Below are 20,656 nucleotides of genomic sequence, written 5' to 3'. Positions count from 1 at the left end.
TCGAGGGGGCCGGGCACCGATCGTGGTCGCGGCGCGAGAATCCGTGACGGGCCCCGGATGGCCCTATCCTGCTTTCCGGCCGCGACCGCGGTCGCATCAGCCGGCCCCTCGGCCCCGACAGGCGGGCACGTCCCCATGGTTTCTCTCACAACGTTCTCAGTCCTGGCCGCCGACAGCGTCGGCCCCGCGCAAGCCGCCATCGACTGGACCAACGACAAGCTCACGTGGGTCCTCATCGTGGCGCTGCTCCTCGCGGGCATCTACTTCTCCTTCGGCACCCGCTTCGTGCAGTTCCGCCGGTTCGGGGCGATGGTCAAGGTCATCGGATCCTCGCGGAAGACCGACGGGCAGGGCATCTCGCCGTTCCAGGCGTTCGCGATCAGCCTGGCCTCCCGTGTCGGCACCGGCAACATCGTCGGTGTGGCCATCGCGCTGACCCTCGGCGGCCCGGGCGCCATCTTCTGGATGTGGCTCATGGCGCTGCTCGGCATGGCGACCGCGTTCAGCGAGGCCACGCTCGCGCAGCTCTACAAGGTCCCCCACCACGACGGCACCTTTCGAGGCGGCCCGGCCTACTACATCCAGCGTGGCCTGGGCTCGCGCTTCTGGGGCATCGTCTTCGCGGTCTGCCTGATCTTCACGTTCGGCTTCTCGTTCAACGGCGTGCAGGCCAACACCATCGCGACGCAGCTCCACAACGCGTGGGGATGGGACCCGCTGACGATCGCCATCGGGCTCACGATCGTGACGGCGCTCATCATCTTCGGCGGCATCAGGCCCGTGGCGCGGGTGACCGAGTGGATGGCGCCGCTGATGGCGTTGGCCTACTTCCTGCTCGCCGTGTTCGTGCTGGTCACGCACATCACGCACGTGCCGGATGCCCTCATGTCGATCATCAAGGGCGCCTTCGGACTCGACCAGGCCCTCGCGGGTACCGCGGGCGGTGTCATCGCGGCCATGCTCAACGGGGTCAAGCGAGGCATGTTCTCCAACGAGGCCGGTATGGGTTCGGCACCCAACGCGGCCGCGACCGCGACGACGACCCACCCGGTCAACCAGGGCCTCATCCAGTCCGCCGGGGTGTTCGTCGACACGATCGTCGTCTGCACCGCCACCGCCGTGATGATCCTGCTCGCCGCACCAGAGATCTACACGCCGGGGGTCACGCAGAAGGCCGACGCGGGCACGCTGACGACCACGGCGATCTCCAGTGAACTCGGCGCGTGGGTCGTCCCGGTGATGACCGTGCTCATCTTCGTGTTCGCGTTCAGCTCCATCCTCGGCAACTTCACGTACGCCGAGGTCAACATGAACTTCATCGGCTTCGGCAGGGCGGGCGCCATCGCGATGCGCGTCCTCGTCGTCGTCGCGACGTTCTGGGGCGCCATGCAGGAGCTCGCCCTCGTGTGGTCGCTCGCCGACGTCGCGATGTCGGTGATGGCGATCGTCAACCTCGCGGCCCTGGCCCTGCTCGGCAAGTATGCCTTCGCGGCCCTGCGCGACTTCGACGCTCAGCCCGACCCGAACACGGCCGTGTTCGACCTCGACGGCAACTCCCACCTTCCCGGTGAGATCCCCGGGGAGGTGTGGCACTCCCGCCACGCCCGCGGCGTCTCCGGATCACCGCACGAGTGAGCGCGTCTCCTTACGCACGAACGTGATCGCTCCTACTCGCCTCGCGTCCACACCTGACCCCGCCGGCGCGGGTCGCCTCACGATCCGCGCCGGCAGTCGGTGTCAGCGGATCCGCTGCCTGAGGAAGACCGTCTCGCCGGTGGCGTCCTTGAGGGCGTCGTTGTCGGTGACGGCGTAGGCCGTCCGGCGACCGTCGAACGCCAGTCCCTCGAGTTTCTCCTGCGTCCATCCGTTGCTCGCGCGGAGCGCCGGCAACACGTCGGCCCCGAGACGCTTGCGCAGCACGGGTACCTGCTGACCGTGCGTGGCGCCCTTGGCGGGCAGGTCGACCAGGTGGACACGCTTGAGGGCGGCGGCCGGGCCCGCGAGCTTGTCCCGCTCGATGACGGCGTAGGTGTCACCCGCCACGTGGGAGATCTCCGACAGGCCGACCCAGTCGCCCCTGGGCGGACGTCTTCTCGAGCGGGTAGCCGTACCAGGTCCAGGTGCCCGAGGCCACGTGGTAACGCCCGATGCGGGCCAGGCCACCACCGGCGCCCTGCCCGTCGACGAGACCGGTGGCCTTGTCCGGGTCCGTGAACAGCGGACGCTGGAGCGCGACCGTGACGACCTCTTCGCCGCCCGCACCCCCGGATCCGGTGGCGCTCACACCCTCCAGGCCCCACTTGCCGATGTGCCGGGTCACCTCGACCGGCAGCGCGACCTCGCGCAACACCCGCCCGGAGCGATCGACGCGCACCAGTTTGTTGTCCGCACCCTTGGCCCCCTCGGAGGCCAGCCAGTAGCCACCACGAACGGCGGAGATGCCCTCGATGTCGAGACCCGCCACCGGCTTGGTCCCGTCGTTCACCTCGGTCACCGCGGTGATGCGCGCCGGGGAGCGGCGCGCGTCGACGTCGTAGATGCGCGCGGTCGCATACGCCGAGTCGCTCACTGCGGCAAGACGGCCCTTGCCCACCGAGGTGAGTCCCGACAGTGCGCCCCAGCCGATGGCCCGGCCGGAGCGGTCCGTGCCCGACACGATGCTCGGGAAGGCCGGACGGCCGCGCTCGAGGCGGTGCACGGCGACGGAGGCGCGCACCTGCGCGGAGGCGTCGTCGACCTCCGAGGACGTGACGAACAGGTTGCGCGACGGGATGGGCAGCAGCCCCTCCGGGCCGTTCGTCGTCGGCAGGAGCTGGAGGAAGCGCGGCGAGGTGGGGCGGGACAGGTCGTACACGGCGACCGCGTTGCCCCGCTCGGAGCCGACGAAGGCGTAGCGGCGCCCGTTCATCGTCGCCACGGCCAGGCCCTCCGGCTCGACCCCCTTCTTGCCCGCGCGGCCCTCGTCGTGCAGGCCGTGCGCGGTGAAGATCTCCTCCAGGCTGTTGCCCGCCTGCCAGACCGTCCTGCCGGTCCGGGAGTCGAAGATCGTCCAGCCGCGCGTGCCGCCCTTCCAGTCGCCCTCGTCGGCGGTGGCGAGGTACCGGTCGTCGACCCAGCCGATCGAGTCGGGCTCACGCGGCGCGCTGACGGTGCCGGTCGCGTCGAAGCGTCCGTCCTTCTCGACGTCGACGCCCGTGACGGTGGCCGTCCCGGCGGAGAAGACCTTGGTCAGCTTCTTCGTGCGCAGGTCGACGAGCGCGATGCCGTTGTTCTCCTGGAGGGTCACGGCGAGCTGGCCGCGAGAGTTGATCGAGACGTACTCGGGTTCGGGGTCGGCCGGGGTGTCGAGACCGGCGTCCTTCAACGCCGCGAGCGCGGATCCATCTGCCCCGGTCAGGGCCACCTTCGTCGCGCGCCAACGGCCGGGCGCCCCGGCGAGGTCGAGCACCTGGACGAATCCGGCGGGCATCTGGGGCAGGTCGCCCTTCTTGCCGCCGGCGGGAGCCGCGTCCTCGTCGCGCTCGTTCTCGATGGCGACCGCACCCAGATCGGCGTGCGCGCCGCTGCCGAGGGCGATGGAGTCGGGTTGGCCGCCGAGGTCGATGCTGCGCACCTTCCTGCGGTCGGACAGGCGGTACACGTCGAGGCGCCCGGACGGCTCCGTGAAGGACTCGCTCGTGTTCACCACGACGAGGACGTGATCGCCCTTGATGGCCACCGACGTCGGCTCGACCTCCTTCTCCCCACCCGCGCGCAGGTCGATGACGCCCGTGCCGACCGGGCGTGCCGGGTTGGAGACGTCGAGGAACCCGATCCGCCCGCCGGGCGCGTCGGTGTAGACCACGGTGCGACCGTCGGGACTCGCCGCCGAGATCTCGGCGACGGTCTCACTCGCGCGGTCGACGCCCGCGGGGAGGTTCTCGTACACCGGGTAGGTCGCGAGGCGGTGGAAGGACTCCCCCGCCCGGCCGTGGCCCCCGGGCCGGGTCTGGCCGTCGTGCCCGTTCGTGGCGTGCGCGGCGGGAACACCGGCGAGCGTCAGGGCTGCGGCGGTCAGGATGGTCAGGGGACGGCGCGGTCGCAAGGACATGAGGGGCCTTTCTCGGGTGGCAGACCCGGCAAGGTATCCCCGCCGAACGACAACCGAGTGACACGCCGGAGAACTCCGCCGCACGACGAGGTGTCGCACATCCGCTCAAACAGGCGGTTCCACCCGACCACGCGGCACCAAACCGCCTGTCCGAGCGTCCCCTCCAGACCTCCGAAGGACCCAAGGCGAGCCGGCCCGCCAGACCCACGCTCAAACAGGCGGTTTCACCGGCTTCGTAAGACCAAACCGCCTGTCCGAGCGTTCGAACCCCGGCGTTCAGAGGCGGACGTCCCGGGGAGTCAGGGGGCCAACCCGCCACCCCCAGCGCTCAGACAGGCGGTTTCACCCGACTCCGCGTGACCAAACCGCCTGTCCGAGCGGTCTACTTCTGCAGCATCGCCTCGCGGCCGGAGCCGAGGACGGTGAGTGGCAGGAGCTTCTTGCCCGTCGGACCGATCTCGATGTCGGTGCCCATCTGCGGGCAGACCCCGCAGTCGAAGCACGGATCCCACCGGCAGTCGGGCTGCTCCTCCTCGTCGAGCGAGGCCTGCCAGTCCTCCCAGAGCCACGCCTTGTCGAGTCCGGAGTCGATGTGGTCCCACGGCAGGGTCTCGAGCTCGCCGCGCTCGCGGGTGGTGAACCAGTCGACGTCGACCTGCCACCCGTGCTCGTCGTTCATCCGCGAGAAGACCTCGTCTGCGCAGCGCATCCACCGCTCGTACGAGAAGTGCTCGCTCCACCCGTCGAACCGGCCACCGTCGCGCCACACGGCCTCGATGACGTCGCCGACCCGTCGGTCACCGCGGGACAGCAGGCCCTCGACGATGCCGGGTTCGCCGTCGTGGTAACGGAATCCGATGCTCGAGCCGTAGCGCCGGTCGCTGCGGATCTCGTCGCGCAGCAGCTTGAGTCGCCGGTCGGTGTCGTCGGCCGAGAGCTGCCCGGCCCACTGGAACGGGGTGTGCGGCTTGGGCACGAACCCACCGATGGAGACCGTGCACCGGATGTCCTTGCGGCCGCTCACCTCACGGCCGGTCGCGATGACGGCCTTGGCGAGGTCGGCGATGCCGAGCACGTCCTCGTCGGTCTCGGTCGGCAGGCCGCACATGAAGTACAGCTTGACGTTGCGCCAGCCCGCCCCGAACGCGGCGGCGACGGTGTCGATGAGGTCCTGCTCGCTGACCTGCTTGTTGATGACCTTGCGCAGCCGCTCGCTGCCGCCCTCCGGCGCGAACGTGAGTCCGGACTTGCGGCCGTTGCGGGCCAGCTCGTTCGCGAGGTCGATGTTGAACGCGTCGACGCGGGTGCTCGGCAGCGAGAGACCCGTCTGGGTGCCCTCGTAGCGGTCGGCGAGTCCCTTGGTGATGTCGGCGATCTCGGAGTGGTCGGCGCTCGACAGCGACAGCAGCCCGACCTCTTCGTACCCGGTGGCCTGCAGACCGCGCTCGACCATCTCCCCGATGCCCGTGATCGACCGTTCCCGCACCGGCCGGGTGATCATGCCCGCCTGGCAGAACCGGCATCCACGCGTGCAGCCGCGGAAGATCTCGACGCTCATCCGTTCGTGGACCGACTCGGCGAGCGGCACGAGCGGCTGCTTGGGGTAGGGCCACGCGTCGAGGTCCATGACCGTGTGCTTGCTGATCTGCCACGGCACCCCCTCGATCCCGGGAACCGGCACCACGGCGTCGAGCTCACCGTCGTCGGTGTAGGTGACGTCGTAGAACGCCGGGACGTACACCCCGCCGGTGCCCGCGAGCCGGCGCAGCAACTCCTCGCGCGGGGTGAGCCCGTCGCCCGCCGGGCGGCCCTCGGCCTTCCATTCGCGGATGATCGCGGTGACCGTGAGAACGGCCTCCTCCCCGTCGCCGACGACGACGGCGTCGACGAACGGCGCGATCGGCTCGGGGTTGAAGCTCGCGTGACCGCCGATGAGCACGATCGGGTCGCCCTCACCGCGCTCGGCCGCACGGATCGGGATGCCGGCGAGGTCGAGGGCGGCCAGCATGTTCGTGTAGTTGAGCTCGGTGGGAAAGCTCAGGCCGAACACGTCGAAGTCGCGCACCGCGCGGTGACCGTCGACGGTGAGCAGCGGAACCTCGTTCTCGCGCATGAGCTCTTCGAGGTCGGGCCACACCGCGTACGTGCGCTCGGCGAGGGCCACGGGCTGCTCGTTGAGCACTTCGTAGAGGATCATGACGCCCTGATTGGGCAGCCCGACCTCGTAGGCGTCGGGGTACATCAGGGCCCAGCGAACGGTATGCTCGCCACCGCACTCCCAGTCCTTGACCTGCGAGTTCAGTTCACCGCCGACGTACTGCAGCGGCTTGCTCACCCGGGGCAGCAGGGCCTCCAGGTCGGCGAATCTCGACTCTCCGGACATGTGTTCCAGGGTAGGTGAGCCTCACCCGCAGCCCAAAGCGCCCGCCCTCGCGCCCATCGAACACGTCGCATCTCAGACACGACACCTCCGACACGTCGCGGCGCAGGCCGTCGTGGCAGATGGGGTGGCGGCGAAAGTGGGGTGCCCACCCCACCTGTGCCGCCATCCCGTCTTCCATCTCGGATCACCCGCGGCGGAACGCCCGTCCCGTCCGAGGTCCCGGGAGGTCAGTACCCGCGCGAATGATCCGTGTGGCGGACGTAGAGCTGCCGGCGCACCCTGGCGACGAGGGTGCCCGCGGTGTCGACGATGTCGTTCTCGAGCCACCGCAGCACCTTCTTGCCGCCCTCGGCCGCCGCGCGCAACTCCTCGACGAGCTCGTCGGTCACGGCGAACGTCGTGCGCACGTCGCCGCGCCCGGGGGCGACGAACTCGATCTCGGCACGCTTGTCCCACACGACGTAGTCGGGGCCGAGGCGGTGGCCGACGAGGATCATCCAGAACGGGTCGGTCATCGAGAACAGGGAGCCGCCGTACTGCGTGCCGACGTAGTTGCGCGACAACGGCGTGAGCTTGAGCTCCACCGTCGCGCCCCGGAATCCGCGTTCGATCTCCACGACGCGGATACCCGCGAACCGGAACGGCGGCCAGATGTTGAGGCCCCGACGCAGCATCACCGGGTCGTCGACGAGTTCGCGCCAGGTGGGGATGCGCGCGCCGATCGCGTCGGGGAGGTCGGCGATCACCGGTGGGATGGCGGGAAGCTTGGGCACGGGTGGCCTTTCGGTCGGCGGACGCGGGCGCGCGGCCGGCCACCGGGCACACCCGGCGGCAGGCCGCGCGGATCACCCCTCGTACAACGCGTCGACGGTGTCGGAGTACTTGCGGATCACCGAGCGGCGGCGCAGCTTGAGGCTGGGCGTGAGGTCGCCGGAGTCGACGGTGAGGTCGTGGTCGAGGATCGTGAACCGCTTGATCGTCTCCCACTGGTTGAGCCCGGCGTTGAGCTCGTCGACGTAGTGCTGGACGAGATCGCGGGCCTCCTGCGAGGTCGCGAGATCGGCATAGTCCCGTCCACCGTGACCGTGTTCGGCCGCCCACTGCTCCAGCGCCTGCGGGTCGAGGGTGACGAGCGCAGCGGCGTAGTTGCGCTCGTTGCCGACGACGACGAACTGCCCCACCACCGGGCAGATCCCCTTGAAACGCGACTCGATGGTCGCCGGCGAGATGTACTTACCGCCGGAGGTCTTGAACACGTCCTTCTTGCGGTCGGTGATGCGCACGAACCCGCGGTCGTCGACCTCGCCGACGTCGCCGGTGCGAAAGAACCCGTCGTCGGTGAAGACTTCGCTCGTCGCCTCCGGCTGCCCGTGGTAGCGCGCCATGACGCCCGGCCCCTTGACGAGCACCTCACCGTCGTCGGCGATGCGCACCTCGGTGCCCGGCAACGGCCAGCCCACGGAGCCGTGACGATGCCGACCGGCCGCGGGCCGGTTGACGCAGGTCGCCGCCGACGTCTCGGTGAGGCCGTAGCCCTCGATGATCGGCATGCCGACCGTGGCGAACCACCACGACAGTTCCGGATCGAGTCGCGCGGAGCCGGAGATGAAGAAGCGGACGCGCCCACCGAACCGCTCGCGGACCTTGGCGAGCACGAGCCGGTCGGCGAGCGCGTGCTGGGCCCGCAGCACGGGGCTCGGCATCGCGTCCTCCTCGCGGACCGCAGCCATCCGTCGTCCGACCGCGAAGGCCCACGCGGCGAGCGTCGCCTTGACCTTGCCGGAGCCGTCGAGGTTGGCCTCGACCGCGGCGTAGGCCTTCTCGAAGATGCGGGGTGCCGCGCCCATCCACGTGGGCCGGACGACGGCGAGGTTGGGCACGATCTGATCGATGCGGCCGTCGACGCAGGTCGGCGAGCCGGTGGCCACCGCGATCATCAGCAGCACGTTGCCGAAGACGTGGGCGAGCGGCAGCCACAGGTACTGCAGGTCGTCCGGTCGGATCAGGTCGACCGCCTCGACGGCGACACCCTCGTAGACCAGGGCGTCGTGGGTGAGCTCGGCGCCCTTGGGGTGACCGGTGGTGCCGGACGTGTAGATGATCGTCGAGAGTGACTCCGGCGTGAGCGCGTCGATGCGCGCGTCGATCACCCCGGCCTCCGCGGCCAGACGAGCCCGGCCCCGCGCGACGAAGTCGTCGAGGGAGATCACCCAGTCGTCGAACTCGACGCGGCGCCCGTCGGATTCGGAGTCGAAGACGACGACCGCGAGCACGTCGGGCATCTCGTGTCGGCGTACCCGCAGCTTCTCCACCTGGGCGACGTCCTCGGCGAACACGACGCGAGACCCGGAATCGGTGACGATGAACGAGACGGCCTCGGCGTTGCTCGACGCGTAGACCGTGGTCGTGGCCGCGCCGGCGAGCATGATGCCCCAGTTGGCCCACACCCACTCCTTGCGTGTGGCCGAGACGATCGCGACCCGATCTCCCATCTCGACACCGAGGTCGACCAGCCCTGCGGCCCACGCCTCGAACTCGCTCCAGGCCTCGCGCCACGTGACGTGCTCGAGCTGCTCGCCCCGAAAGTATTGATAGGCCTCGGCATTCGGGCTCGCCTCCACTCGACCGCGCAACAGGTGGGCACAGGAGGCGGGGCGGGACTCGAGAATCGCCCAGTCCACGTGCTCGTCCCTCGCGTTCATGACGGCCACGCGGCCTCCTCCCCGGCGCGGTCGGCGCCTCTCGGGTCCACGTCGTCGTGGACTGGCTCGATTGTGCCAACACTCGCGACCTGCGGGAAGACCGACGCGGCACAAACTTACCGACGAGTCACCGCGTGCTGACGGGATTCCGTCACGCGTGTCCGCTCGCGGACGAGATGCGCGGACGCGGCGGAATGCCGCGGCCATGGACACCGAACCTCAGCCGGCGGCGAGGATCTCTCGCGCGCGGGCGACGTCGTCGGCCATGCGGGCGACGAGCTCGTCGACGGAGTCGAAGCGCAGCGTGGGGCGCAGGTGCTCGACGAACTCGACGACGACCCGCTCGTCGTACAGGTCGAGATCGTCGCGGTCGAGCACGTAGGCCTCGACCGTGCGCTGAACACCGTCGAACGTGGGGTTCGTGCCCACCGAGATCGCCGCGGGGAGAACGCGATCGGGGTCGTCCTCCGCGAGCGTGGGCCGCACGAGCCGACCGGCGTAGACGCCGTCGGCGGGGACGAGCCCGTCGCTGTCCTGGGCGAGGTTGGCCGTGGGGTACCCGATCTCGCGGCCGCGGTGCTCACCGTGGACGACCACTCCGCCGACCGCGTGCGGACGCCCGAGCAGCTCGGCGGCGTGCGCCACCTCCCCCTCGGCGAGCAGCTTGCGCACCTGCGTGGACGACCACCGCGCCGTCCCCGCCTCGCGAGCGCGAGCGGCCTCGCCGACGTCCTCGACGGTGACGACGTCGAAACCGTGCTCCTTGCCCAGCTCACGCAGGGTCGTGGTGTCACCGGAGTTCTTGGCTCCGAACCGGGTGTCGGCGCCGACGACGACGCAACACGCGCGCAGCGCGTCGACGAACACCTCGGCGACGAACCGCTCAGGGCTCCACGACGCGAGCTCGGTGGTGAACTCCATGAGCAGCACGCCGTCGAGACGCGACTCCTCGAGCAGTTCGAGCCGTTGCGGCGTGGAGGTGATGAGCTCGGGCGCGGCCTCGGGCCGCAGCACGGCGAGCGGATGCGGATCGAACGTCACGGCCACCGCCCGCGCACCACGCTCGTGCGCCTGCTCGACGACCTCGTCGAGCACCGCCGCGTGACCACGGTGGACCCCGTCGAAATTGCCGAGGGTGACGACGGTGCGCCCGAAGTCGTCGGGGATCTCTTGCGGGCTTCTCCATCGCTGCACCCGGCCACTGTAACGGTGCCCCGGCCGGCCGCCGGAGCGTCTCGGATCAGGGCACGAGACGCTCGAAGTGTTCGAGAACGACCGGCATACGGGGGTCGAAACCGCCGGAGGAATGCTCGCGAAAGAAGCGTTCGTGCTCCCGCCGCCAGTAGGCGAGGGTGCGATCGCCCTCCCCCTCGGCGGCGGCATGGTCGGCGTCGACCTCGTCGAAGGGGACGACGCGCACATCGGTCGTCGCGAGGAGCGCACGGGGGTGGCCGGCGCCGTCGAGGACGATCGACAGTTCTCCGGGTTCGGGCAGTGGGTCGTCGTCCGTCTCGTAGTCGCACAACGCGCTCGCGGTCGCCGTCTTGACCCCGTCGAGCACGAGGTCGAGGAGCCGGTCGGCCTGCTGCGGGGTGGCGCCGAAGGACCAGGCGGGCGGAACGACGGAATCGGCCGGAGACGGGCCGGTCACGACGGCGATCCGGTTGACCCCGGCGCGGATTCGCGCATCGATCCAGAACGCCTCGATCTCGGCGTCCCTGCCCTGCATCGGTTCGTCGTTCATCCCTGCAGCGTAATGAGGCTTCGCAGACCGCGACCGCAGCGACGTCCCCGCGCCCGCGTCGCGATGTCCCCCGTGAGACCCGGCCCCGTGAGATGGGTCACGTGTTCTACGCTGCGCGAGTGCCCCCACGTCGACGGGCCGCGTTGCCCCACATCGAGAACGGCCGGCTCGTTCTGCGAGTCGCCGGGCTGGAGCACGCCGAGCGCGTGAGTCTGTGGACGCATCTCACGCTCCCGTTGGAGCGGGAGTTCGCGCGAGTCGACGATGGCTGGCTGCTCGAACAGCGCGTCCCCGATCTCGACCGGCTCGAGTACCTACTCGAGGTCACCGACGGTGACGGCCACACGGCGATGGGCCCGGACCCCTCGAACCCGCGCCGGGTCCCGACGGCGTTCGGCGATCACTCGTGGGTGCCGCTGCCCGGTTATCACCAGCCCTCCTGGCTGACCGTCCGCGGCGTCCCGCATCACCACGAGTGGTGGGGAATGTCGGACACACCGATCGGTGACGTCGAGGCGCAGGTGTGGTCGCCGGCGGATTCCGCCCCTGGCGACGATCTGCCGATGCTCGTCGCGCACGACGGCCCGGAGATGGCGGCACTGGCCGGGTTGACGCAGTACGCGGGGGCGCTCATCGCCCGTGGTCGTCTGCCCAGGCTGCGCGTGGTGCTCCTCGCTCCGGGTCACGAGCGGGACGGGCGGTACTCCGCGAACGACGCCTACGCCGACCAGCTCGTGCGCACGATCGAGATCCTCAGCCAGCGGTGGCACAGCAGCGCGCCCCCGATCGCGCTGGGCGCCAGCCTCGGTGGGCTCGCCGCCCTGCACGCCCAGTGGCGCCACCCCGGTCTGTTCGGCGGGATGTGGCTCGCGTCGGGGTCGTACTTCACGCCGGGCACCGACCCCCACATGCACGACTTCGCGCACTGGGACCGCATCACGGGATTCACGGCGGCCGTCACCGGCCGCCGAGACGAGACCGGCCCCGTCGGGCTCGGCGAGATCGCCGTCGTGTGCGGAACCGGTGAGGAGAACCTCGCGAACAACGCCCTCGTGCTCGAATCGCTACGGCGTCGCGGCGTGCCCGCCACGTGGGGCTGCGTGCGCGACGGTCACAACTACTCGTGCTGGCGTGACCTGCTCGACCCCCACCTCACCGAGCTCGTGCACCGCACCTGGGGCTGAAGGAGACCGCGATGGAGCGTGTCCACGTCGAGCTCGACAATCCCGGCCTCGGACGCCGCGGCGCGCTGATCCGCTACGGGCACTGGGGACGTCCTGTGCTCGTGTTCCCCAGCGAGCAGGGCCGGGCCTGGGACTACGAGAACAACGGGATGGTCGACGCGCTCGCTCCGCTCATCGACGCCGGCCGCATCAAGCTCTACTGCGTCGACTCCGCCGACGACGCGTCGTGGTCGAATCGCTCGCTGTCCCTGGAGGATCGTGCCCGCGCGCACCAGACCTATGAGGCATGGGTGCTCGGCGCGGTCGTGCCGTGGATCGGCGCCGACTCCCCCGGAGCGGCCGACATCGTCACGACCGGTTGCAGCCTCGGCGCCTACCACGCGCTGCAGTTCACGCTCCGCCGCGCCGACCTGTTCCCCCTCGCGATCTGCCTCTCCGGCAACTACGACCCCTCGACCTGGCACGCCTGGGGCGAACGCGGCGAGGCCGCCTACTTCACCAACCCGTGCGATTACGTGCCCCACCTGCACGGCGATCACCTGAACTGGCTGCGCTCGCGGATGTACGCCGTGATCAACGTCGGCCAAGGCGCGTGGGAGACCCACCCCACCCGCTCGATCGAGGCCGCGCACCGCATGGCGGGGATCCTCGCCGAACGCGGACTCCCCCACGAACTCGACGTCTGGGGCCACGACGTCGCCCACGACTGGGACTGGTGGCGGGTACAGATCGTCCACCACCTCTCCCGCTTCTGCTGACCTGCCACGAGGAGAACGCCATGCCGCTCGACCGCACCCACCTCATCGGGCTCCTACTCGGCGCCGAGACCGACTGGCCGCAGGCGTTCGAGGCGATCCTGCGCCGCGTCGGCCCGATCACCGACGCCGACGGCATCACCCACCGACTCCGGAGCGAACGACTGACGATCGAGCCGTTCGAGCTCACCGACCCCGTCGGCTCCGATCTCGTCATCGACCGGCTCGCCCACTGGTACTACCACCCGCGCGAATGGCTCAAGAAGGCCGCACTCACCGACGACACCTACCTGCTCAACAGCCCCTTCACGTTCCAGTCGATGGAGAAGCACAGCGCCTACTGCGCGATGGTGCGCCTCGGCCTCAAGGTGCCGCGCACCGTGCTCGTGCCCTACAAGAACCCCGTCGACAACGTCCGCTGGGCCTACACCTCCAAGCGGTACAACCAGCAGTTCGACCTCGGCGCCATCGCCGAGGACCTCGGCTACCCGCTGTACATGAAGCCGTTCGACGGCGGCGGCTGGCGCGGCGTCTCGCGCATCGACTCCCCCGCCGACCTGCACCGCGCCTACGACGAATCCGGGGAGATGCTCATGCATCTGCAGGCCACCGTCGACTACGAGCACTTCGCCCGCGCGCTGTCGATCGGGCCCGAGACGATGGTCATGGACTTCCATCCCGACCAGCCCATGCACAACCGGTACCAGGTCAATCACCGGTTCCTCTCCGACAAGGCGGGCTATGAGGTGGCGGCGATCAGCCGCATCGTCAACGCCTTCTTCGGGTGGGAGTTCAACTCGGCCGAGATGCTCGTCACCGGCAACGAGGTCTACCCCATCGACTACGCCAACGCCTGCCCCGACGTGGCGGTCACGAGCCTGCACTACTACTTCCCGTGGGCGATCACGGCGCTCGTGCGCTGGTCGGCGTACTGCGTCGTCACCGGCCGGCGCGGCGCCGTCGACCTCGAGACCCGTCGCTACTTCGACATCGCCGACGACCGGGAGCTCGACTACGACGCCAAGATCGCGGCCTACCTCAAGCTCGCCGACACCCACCTCGACTCGGCCCGCTACTGGGAGTGGTGCAACACGCACCTCAGCCACCTGCCCGAAGCCGTGCACGAGTGGGTCACCGGCCCCGAGTTCGCCAGACTCCTGCGCGAGACCGTCGTCGCCACCTACCCCGCCCACGAGCACGAACAGTTCCTCGCCCACTTCGGCGGGCTCGTCGACCTCTGGGCCGACGACCAGCACTCGGTGCTCGGACGGAGTTGAGTCGCTCTCGGCGGCCGGACGCGAGGGACGGCGCTCGCCACGACGGGTGACGTCCCGCCGCCCGGAGGCCGGCGAGGGGCACCGGCGGCTCCGGGCGGACGGGTGAGACGGGTGAGACGGGTCAGGGCGCCGTGGCTCCCGGCGCGTACGCTGCGGGCGCATCCGAGCGCGAGGAATCGTGAGCAGTCTGAGGAAGTGGTGAGCTCGTGGGTCCCCTGGTCCTGGCGTTGAGTTCGGCCGTCGCGTACGGCGTCAGCGACTTCTTCGGGGGCTTGGCCTCACGACGCGCGGCGGCGCTGCGGGTGCTCGTCGTCTCGTACCCGATCTCGGCTGTGCTGATGACCCTCGTCGCGCTCGGTGTGGGCGGGACGAGCCCGCTGGAACCGCTCTTGTGGGGCGCCGCGGCGGGCATCGCCATGGCCGTCGCGGCATGGACGTTCTTCCTGGCCCTGGCGGTCGGGCCGGTGAGCATCATCTCCCCGATCACGGCGTTGCTGGGCTCGGCGATTCCGCTCGTCGTGGGACTCGCCCTCGGGGAGAAGCCGCACGTGACGTCCCTCAGCGGCGTCGGGCTCGCGCTCGTCGCCGTCGTGCTCGTCAGCCTCTCGCCCCACGCCGACACGGCCGCGACCCGCCCGTTCACCCGCACCGTCGCGGCGTGGACGTTCACCGCCGGCCTCGCGTTCGCGCTGAGCTACGTGTTCACCAGCCGCATCCCGGAGAGCGCCGGGCTCATGCCGCTCGTGTCGGCCCGGTGGACGGCGACGCTGTTCATCCTCGCCATCGCCGCGTCCCGCAACGACCTGCACCTCCCCCCGCGCGGACGCGCCCTAAGCTTCGCCGTCACCGTCGGCGTCCTCGACGCCGTCGCACACTTCACGATGCTGCTCGCGCTGCAGCAGAGCCTGTTGTCGATCGGCAGCGTCGTCATCTCCCTGTTCCCGGCGGTGACCGTGCTCCTCGCCGTCCTCCTGCTCGGCGAGCGACTCACCCGGGTACAGACCCTCGGGATGGGCCTCGCGGGCGCAGCCATCGTGCTCATCGGGATGTGACGCGGCCCCACGCCGTCCTCGCCATGCCGGAACGGTTCGTCGTCGTTAGGCTCGCCGAAACGCCGATCCGTGAAGGAGGACGTCATGACCACCCGCCCGGAGAAGATCCGCGAACGCATCCTCGCCAGCCCGGCTCCTCGTGACATCGACTGGAACGAGTTCACCACCATGTGGGAGAGCTTCGCCGACGAGGTCGAGAACGAGTCGGGTGATCGGCTCGCGGTCGAGATGCACGGTCACCGCGTGGTCTTCCGTCGCCCGCGCGACGGCAGCGTCGACATCGAGGACGTCGAGCTCTCCCGGCGCCTGCTGCGTACCGGTCCCACGAAGAGCGAGGGCTCGGGTCACCTGCTCGTCGTCACCGTGACCACGGAGGACGCGCGCTTTCGCGACTTCGACCTGAACGCTCACGACGTCGAGGTCGACACCCACGAGCACGAGAAGAACCCGGATTCCCGCGGCCATCACCTGCGCACGGTCGAAAGAAAGACGGGCCGCGACGACGAGCACGACCTGAGGCGCTTCTTCGACGACCTCGCGGCGACGTTGAAGAAGGACTACTTCGAGCGACGCTTCGTCCTGCTCGGTCACGGCACCGGCAGCTCGAACGCGACCGCGCAGTTCAACCAGTACCTCCAGGAACACCACCCCGTGGTGGCCACGTACGTCATCGCCGAGGGCAAGATCGACCTGCCCTCGGCAACCGACGCCGACATCGAGAACGAGGCGAAGAAGCTCGCCGGGCAGTGATCGGAGGGCGGCGACCGCGCAGGCGTGCGCGTCGGATTCCGTTGCGGATCACGGGGGTTCGCGTCCTTTCCCTCGGGTCGCCCCGGCCTCGGGCGCGGACGCCGAGGGTTGTCGGACCCGGCGTCTAGTCTCCCGGGCATGAGCATGGAGGACGAGAGACTCGACGCCCGGCTGGCGGTGATCACGCGGCAACCGTTCCGCGCGAAGTTCCACCTGCGCCGGCCCGAACTCGAGTACGTGGCGCGCAAGGGGCTGCCGACCGTGCGCGAGCACGCGACCGGCTTCATCGACGCCCGGCTCGCCCCCGCCTCTCCGGCGAAGGACGGCAAGCAGACGCCGTGGGGCGGGCATCCGGTGTTCCGCGCGCAGCACGCCACGGGCACGTGCTGCCGCACCTGCCTGCACCGCAATCACGGCATCACCAAGGGCCACGAGCTCGGCGCGCGCGAGCGGGAGTACGTCGTCGACGTCATCTGCCGGTGGATCGAGCTCGAGTACGAACGGCGGGATTCCGCACCGATCGACGACGTGCCGCAGCCGCGGCGGTCTGGCTAGCGTGAGGCGATGACGAGGAAGAACGTGGCCGGCCCGACCGACATCGAGGTTCGTGGCGCCCGGGTTCACAACCTGGCGGACATCGACGTCGACGTGCCGCTCGGCAAGCTCGTCGCGATCGCGGGCGTCTCCGGGTCGGGCAAGTCGTCGCTCGCGCTCGGCGTGCTGTACGCGGAGGGGTCGCGCCGCTACGTCGAGGCACTCTCGACGTACACGCGGCGAAGGATGGCGCAGGCTCCGCGGGCCGACGTCGACAGCGTCACCCACGTGCCGTCGGCGCTCGCGCTGCGGCAGCGGCCCGGGGTGCCGGGCGTGCGCTCGACGTTCGGCACGTCGACCGAGCTGCTCAACGTCATCCGGTTGATGTTCTCGCGGCTCGCCTCGCACGTCTGCCCCAACGGACACCGCCTCGCCCCGACGATCGACGTCGCAGCGGAGGTGCCGATCTTCTGCCCCGAGTGCGGGGCCAGGGTGCACCCGCCCGAGGCGGAGGAGCTCGCGTTCAACTCCCAGGGGGCGTGCCCGACGTGTCAGGGCACGGGCATCGTCCGCGAGGTCGACGACGCGACGCTCGTGCCCGACCCGTCGAAGACCCTCGAGGAGGGCGCGGTCACGCCGTGGCAGATGTTCGGGTTCCGGGTGCAGCCCGACATCGCCCGCGAGTTCGGGGTGCGCACCGACGTGCCGTGGTCGGAGCTCACCGACGACGAGCGCGAGATCGTCCTCGCGGGCCCCGAGGAGAAGAAGCACATCAGCATCACGACGAGCAAGGGCGTGCACTGGATCGACTTCACGTTTCGCAACGCCCGCCTCACCGTGACCAAAGAGCTCGAGCGGGCCAAGGACGAGAAGCGGCTCGCGCGGGTGAGCCGGTTCCTCGTCGAGAAGGTCTGCCCCGACTGCGGCGGCACGCGCCTGAACGAGCGCGCGCGGACGCCGCGCATCGGGGAGCAGAATCTCGCCGACGTCACCGCGCTCACCCTCGACGAGGTCGTCGCGTGGGCGCCGACGGTGTTCGCGCACCTGCCCGACGACATGCATCCGATGGCGAAGTCGATGGTCGACCAGCTGCTCGGCATGGCGGCCCGACTCGTCGACCTGGGCCTCGGCTATCTCGCGCTCGACCGGGCAGGGTCGACGCTCTCGACCGGGGAGCGGCAGCGGGTCCAGCTCGCGCGGGCCGTCCGCAATCGGACGACGGGTGTGCTCTACGTGCTCGACGAGCCGAGCATCGGCATGCACCCGTCGAACATCGACGGACTCCTCGGGCTGCTCGACGACCTGCTCGCCGACGGCAACTCGGTCGTCGTCGTCGATCACGACGTGCAGGTGCTCCGCGAGGCCGACCACCTCATCGAGATCGGGCCCGGGTCGGGCCAGGACGGCGGGCGCATCATCGCCCAGGGCAGCGTCGAGGAGGTCGAACGCGACCCGAACTCAAGGCTGGCAGGCTTCCTCGACGGGAGCGAGGAGATCGTCGTCCGCGAGCGCGCCGAGGAGTCAGAGCTGTTCGACCACGGGCGGATTCGCCTGCGGACGACGCCGATCCACACGGTGAAGGCGCTCGACGTCGAGATCCCGCGCGAGCGGCTCACCGTCGTCACGGGCGCCTCGGGGTCGGGCAAGACGACCCTCGTGCTGGAGTCGCTGGTGCCGGCGCTGCGGGCGCGGATCGAGGGCGAGGCGCTGCCGGCTCACGTAGCGAAGCTCGAGGCGGAGGGGTTCCGCCGGGTGCACGAGATCGACGCCGCGCCGATCGGGGTCAACATCCGCTCGACGGTCGCGACGTACAGCGGGGTGATGGACGACCTGCGGCGCGCGTTCGCCGCGACGCCGCGGGCGAAGGAGCTGGGTCTCGGCATCGGCGACTTCTCGTACAACACCGGTTCTCTGCGGTGCCCGCGGTGCGACGGGACGGGGCGGGTCACGCTCGACGTCCAGTTCCTGCCCGACGTCGACATCGACTGCCCCGCGTGCGGTGGGACCCGGTTCGCGCCGCAGGCGCAGGCGATCCGACGCCCGGTGTCGTCGAACGACAAGGCCGACGTGTCGCTGCCCGACGTGCTGGCGATGACGGTGGCGGAGGCCGTCGACGTGGTCGGCGACCTGCGGCCGGTGCGCCGGCGGTTGCAGACCCTCGTCGACCTCGGCCTGGGGTATCTCACGCTCGGTGAGGACACGCCCGCTCTCTCGGGTGGGGAAGCGCAGCGGCTCAAGCTCGCCGGGCAGATGGATCGGAGTCAGAAGGACACGCTGTTCGTCTTCGACGAACCGAGCGTCGGGTTGCATCCGCTCGACGTGCGCACCCTCGTCGGGGTGCTCGACCGCCTCGTCGCCCACGGCGCGACCGTCGTCGTCATCGAGCACGACCTCGACCTCATCGCCAACGCCGACGACGTCATCGACATGGGTCCCGGCGGAGGCGACTCCGGCGGCGAGATCGTCCAGGCCGCCACGCCCGAACGCCTCGCCGCCGAACCCGCGGGATCCACCGGGCGCTACCTCGCCAGGCACCTCACGCACTCGCCTGTCTGAGACCGGAGCATCAACGCCTCACGACCCGCGATCGTCCGGCGTGAGGAGGCCGGGTTGCTCGTCGGCCCAATCCGGGAATCCGCCGCGGACGAACGGCCAGCGGATCCCGGTGTCGAGGAGCGCGTCGCAGAAATTCCCGGTGACGTGAGCGGGTGATCGGCCGGCGTTGATTCCCTGGGCCAGCGCCCAGAGAGAGCCATGTACCCGAGCGCCCCGTGTGCGCGCCGCGAACCGTGCGCTGCGGTCGTCGATGATCGCGACCGCGTCGTGCATCTCCGACCACGCAAGGACTGCCGCCTCACCGGCGTTCTTCCCTCCGGAGGTCCCGACGACTCCCTGCCACCGGACGAATGCCCGCAGTGTGTCCACGTCGTCCATGGCCACCTTTTCCAACCATTCGGGCAACGGCGTCCCGCAGAGTTCCGCGACGACGACATCACAGACGACGTGGCGAACAGCCGGCAGATACGTCCCGAGGGAATCGAGGCGCTCGGCACGTTCGGCATGGATGAGCAGCGTCGCATCCCAGCAGTAGGTCGACGTCACCAGGAGTGGTCCACCGGATCGGGGAGGTCGGCGACAGTCAGGCTGGGATCGCCGAGAAGCTCCACCGCACGATCTTTGCTGATGGCCCCGTCTCGCAGCGCCTGCATGACCGCCTTGGCCCACGCCTTGCTCGTGGAACCGGGAGTCAGGTCTTCGGGCACGATCGATCCTGTGACGGCCACGATCTCCCCCCGTACCGGGACGTCGGCCAGCAGCGATTGCGCCTCGTCGGCGTCGATGACACCGGAACGCTGCGCGGTGCGGACGACTGCACTCCACGAGACGCGATACCTGGCAGCGAGTTCGATGAGCACGGTGCGGGTGTCACCCGTGACAGTTGCGACGACCGCGGTGGGGATCAACAGCTCGTGGGCGAAGGCGTCGATGGCCGCTTCCCGCTCGTCTCGCGACGACGCGACACCGATGTCGGCGGAGTATTCGTCTCCGATGACGTGGTGGCCGATCTCATGAGCTGCCGTCATTCGGCGACGCCCGGGGTCGAGATGCGCACCGATGATCGCGACGCCCAGCCCCGGCTCGATCCGCAGGCTGGCTCCATCGACCTCCTCCGTAGTCACGGAGACGTGCAGGCCGAGATCCGCAGCGACATCGCACATGCCGGGCAACGGTTGCTTGCCCAAACCCAGGTGGGCACGGATGTCGAGTGCAGAGCGCTGCGCGTCGACGGCCTCGCGCACGTGGACCGGAGGAACGTTCCGCGCGGGGCTGAGTGCACCGGCTCGGCGGAGCAGTTCGGCGTCTCGGGCGGCCCGGTCCAGGGCGACCTCGGCGCTGAACGCCTGAGCCTCTGCCGCCGTTGCCTTCTCATCAAGAGCGGCACGATGCGACGCGACCGCCGGGGTGGGCTCTTCGACCAGCCACGCCATCGGAACAGCCAATGCCTCGGCGATCGCCAGCATCTCCAGGACGCTGATTTTGCGGCTACCCGCCTCGATGCGCACTACCGCAGAACGGTCGATCCCCAGCCGCTTGCCCAGCTCTTCCTGTGACAGCGAGCGGCCCAAGCGCGCCTGCTGGACGCGCGCGCCGAGCGGCGCCCACTCCGTCAACGTGGCCATGTGT

The 20,656-nt window shown here is 70.0% G+C and carries 17 protein-coding genes; 8 read left to right on the top strand and 9 right to left on the bottom strand.

Annotated elements, in window-relative coordinates; all coding sequences use genetic code 11:
* Window positions 1-135: 135 nt before the first annotated feature.
* Window positions 136-1,635 carry an alanine/glycine:cation symporter family protein gene (locus BN1197_RS09330; RefSeq protein WP_082043756.1) on the top strand — a complete coding sequence of 500 codons (1,500 nt, stop codon included), beginning with the start codon at window positions 136-138 and terminating at the stop codon, window positions 1,633-1,635.
* A gap of 102 nt (window positions 1,636-1,737) precedes the next feature.
* Here the strand turns inward: BN1197_RS09330 and BN1197_RS18020 are convergent, their stop codons facing one another.
* The 7 genes from BN1197_RS18020 to BN1197_RS09300 form a co-directional block, all read right to left on the bottom strand.
* Entirely contained in the window at window positions 1,738-2,043 is a 306-nt protein-coding gene (locus BN1197_RS18020; protein WP_217991186.1) for an esterase-like activity of phytase family protein, read from the bottom strand.
* Window positions 2,033-4,090 carry an esterase-like activity of phytase family protein gene (locus BN1197_RS18015; RefSeq protein ID WP_217991180.1) on the bottom strand — a complete coding sequence of 686 codons (2,058 nt, stop codon included), beginning with the start codon at window positions 4,088-4,090 and terminating at the stop codon, window positions 2,033-2,035. Before BN1197_RS18015 ends, BN1197_RS18020 begins: the two co-directional genes overlap by 11 nt.
* A gap of 382 nt (window positions 4,091-4,472) precedes the next feature.
* Window positions 4,473-6,473: a TIGR03960 family B12-binding radical SAM protein gene (locus BN1197_RS09320; RefSeq protein ID WP_040158632.1), complete on the bottom strand. Its 2,001-nt coding sequence runs from the start codon at window positions 6,471-6,473 to the stop codon at window positions 4,473-4,475.
* Between the two features lie 227 nt (window positions 6,474-6,700).
* The gene (locus BN1197_RS09315; protein WP_245851870.1) at window positions 6,701-7,246 is read right to left on the bottom strand and encodes a DUF4442 domain-containing protein; all 546 of its coding nucleotides are present in this window, start codon (window positions 7,244-7,246) and stop codon (window positions 6,701-6,703) included.
* Between the two features lie 72 nt (window positions 7,247-7,318).
* Window positions 7,319-9,175 (bottom strand): AMP-dependent synthetase/ligase, encoded by a 1,857-nt coding sequence (locus tag BN1197_RS09310; RefSeq protein ID WP_040158988.1) that lies wholly within the window; start codon window positions 9,173-9,175, stop codon window positions 7,319-7,321.
* Window positions 9,176-9,394: 219 nt separating this feature from the next.
* Window positions 9,395-10,369, bottom strand: coding sequence for a bifunctional riboflavin kinase/FAD synthetase (locus tag BN1197_RS09305; protein ID WP_040158630.1), 975 nt, complete (start codon window positions 10,367-10,369; stop codon window positions 9,395-9,397).
* A gap of 46 nt (window positions 10,370-10,415) precedes the next feature.
* On the bottom strand, window positions 10,416-10,919 hold the full coding sequence (locus BN1197_RS09300) for an ASCH domain-containing protein (RefSeq protein WP_052466345.1): 504 nt from the start codon (window positions 10,917-10,919) through the stop codon (window positions 10,416-10,418).
* A gap of 119 nt (window positions 10,920-11,038) precedes the next feature.
* Between BN1197_RS09300 and BN1197_RS09295 the strand changes: the two genes are divergently transcribed.
* The 7 genes from BN1197_RS09295 to BN1197_RS09265 all read left to right on the top strand — a co-directional run bounded on the left by BN1197_RS09295 (window position 11,039) and on the right by BN1197_RS09265 (window position 19,027).
* Window positions 11,039-12,103 (top strand): alpha/beta hydrolase, encoded by a 1,065-nt coding sequence (locus tag BN1197_RS09295; protein ID WP_040158981.1) that lies wholly within the window; start codon window positions 11,039-11,041, stop codon window positions 12,101-12,103.
* Window positions 12,104-12,114: 11 nt separating this feature from the next.
* The gene (locus BN1197_RS09290) at window positions 12,115-12,861 is read left to right on the top strand and encodes an esterase family protein (RefSeq protein WP_040158628.1); all 747 of its coding nucleotides are present in this window, start codon (window positions 12,115-12,117) and stop codon (window positions 12,859-12,861) included.
* A gap of 20 nt (window positions 12,862-12,881) precedes the next feature.
* Window positions 12,882-14,135, top strand: a complete 1,254-nt coding sequence (locus tag BN1197_RS09285; protein WP_040158626.1) for an ATP-grasp domain-containing protein — start codon at window positions 12,882-12,884, stop codon at window positions 14,133-14,135.
* Window positions 14,136-14,341: 206 nt separating this feature from the next.
* Window positions 14,342-15,187 carry a DMT family transporter gene (locus BN1197_RS09280; RefSeq protein WP_052466340.1) on the top strand — a complete coding sequence of 282 codons (846 nt, stop codon included), beginning with the start codon at window positions 14,342-14,344 and terminating at the stop codon, window positions 15,185-15,187.
* A gap of 84 nt (window positions 15,188-15,271) precedes the next feature.
* Window positions 15,272-15,937 (top strand): hypothetical protein, encoded by a 666-nt coding sequence (locus BN1197_RS09275; protein WP_040158976.1) that lies wholly within the window; start codon window positions 15,272-15,274, stop codon window positions 15,935-15,937.
* Between the two features lie 138 nt (window positions 15,938-16,075).
* Window positions 16,076-16,492, top strand: a complete 417-nt coding sequence (locus tag BN1197_RS09270) for a DUF4186 domain-containing protein (protein WP_245851869.1) — start codon at window positions 16,076-16,078, stop codon at window positions 16,490-16,492.
* A gap of 9 nt (window positions 16,493-16,501) precedes the next feature.
* On the top strand, window positions 16,502-19,027 hold the full coding sequence (locus BN1197_RS09265; RefSeq protein ID WP_040158620.1) for an excinuclease ABC subunit UvrA: 2,526 nt from the start codon (window positions 16,502-16,504) through the stop codon (window positions 19,025-19,027).
* 18 nt (window positions 19,028-19,045) lie between these two features.
* Here the strand turns inward: BN1197_RS09265 and BN1197_RS09260 are convergent, their stop codons facing one another.
* Together BN1197_RS09260 and BN1197_RS09255 are read right to left on the bottom strand one after the other, a co-directional pair.
* Window positions 19,046-19,573 carry a PIN domain-containing protein gene (locus BN1197_RS09260; protein ID WP_052466338.1) on the bottom strand — a complete coding sequence of 176 codons (528 nt, stop codon included), beginning with the start codon at window positions 19,571-19,573 and terminating at the stop codon, window positions 19,046-19,048.
* A complete protein-coding gene (locus tag BN1197_RS09255) occupies window positions 19,570-20,652 on the bottom strand; it encodes a helix-turn-helix domain-containing protein (protein ID WP_040158618.1) in 1,083 nt (360 codons plus the stop codon). Before BN1197_RS09255 ends, BN1197_RS09260 begins: the two co-directional genes overlap by 4 nt.
* Window positions 20,653-20,656 lie beyond the last annotated feature (4 nt).

This window comes from Mobilicoccus massiliensis (genome assembly GCF_000826525.2).
Lineage (GTDB): Bacteria > Actinomycetota > Actinomycetes > Actinomycetales > Dermatophilaceae > Mobilicoccus > Mobilicoccus massiliensis.
The sequence above is the reverse complement of the archived record's forward strand: the minus strand, read 5'-3'. Positions and strand labels throughout refer to the sequence as shown.